This window comes from Acinetobacter sp. NIOH-H-8, assembly GCF_046635365.1.
Taxonomy (GTDB): domain Bacteria; phylum Pseudomonadota; class Gammaproteobacteria; order Pseudomonadales; family Moraxellaceae; genus Acinetobacter.
Genome location: NZ_JBHDVN010000114.1, coordinates 1 through 936, shown reverse-complemented (window position 1 = coordinate 936; position 936 = coordinate 1). Strand labels below are relative to the sequence as shown.

General features: G+C 40.4%; 1 pseudogene. It reads right to left on the bottom strand.

Annotated elements, in window-relative coordinates:
* Window positions 1-936: pseudogene (locus tag ACEWB7_RS17270) on the bottom strand (IS3 family transposase); the annotation flags it as partial.

Here is a 936-nt window from a genome sequence, read left to right as displayed (position 1 = left end):
CCTCCATCTGTCATAGAAGGACATACCCCATAATGGCGTAATGCCGATTGATATAGTTCAGAGCAATACTGAGAGCCTCTGTCTGAATGATGAATCATCCTTGTCGCTCGATCCGTCACATGCTGCATCGCCATATGTAGAGCCTGCACAACATTCTCCGCACGCATATCATTCGATAACTTATAACCTTTAATCTGACGGGTATAAGCATCTGTCACTAAGGATAAATAATGTACGCCTTCAGCACTCTCAACATAAGTAATATCACTAACAAAGACTTCGTTGGCTTGCACTGCTGAATAATCCTTTAATAAATTTGGATGCTTCTTCATCCAATGCTTGCTATCCGTAGTTTTTGTATAGCGACGCTTGGGGCGAATCAATAAATTATGCTCTTTCAATATTTTAAATAACTGATCCCGTCCACACTTTAAACCACGCTGCAACAATTTGCCTTTAATAAGCCAATACAGCTTACGTGTTCCGATACTTGGCATGAGACAACGATATTCCATAACCAACTCAAGTATTTGTTCAGTTGCTTGTGCAGTCATTTGAGCACGTTTTTCTGCTTGATAATAAGCTTGTCGGGTGATTCCCAACCACTGACAATAACGTGAAACGCTTAGTCTTCTTTGGCTTTGCCAATCTTTGAAACGTGCTCGGTATACTTTTTTCCAAGATCAGTCCCACATTCTTTATCAATGTGATAAATCACATCCTGAATAAATTCAGTTTTAAGCTTTTCTGCGGCTAACTGCTTTTCTAATTGGCGGATTCGTTGTTGGGGGGTTAATTGGCGTTTAGAAGAAGTCGGCATATTCGAAGTCCAGTCCTGTTGTCCGTGCTTGCGTAACCATACCAGCACAGTTGATCTTCCTTGAATACCATATTTTGCCTGAGCTTGTTTATAAGTAATTTGCCCTTTTTCTACTT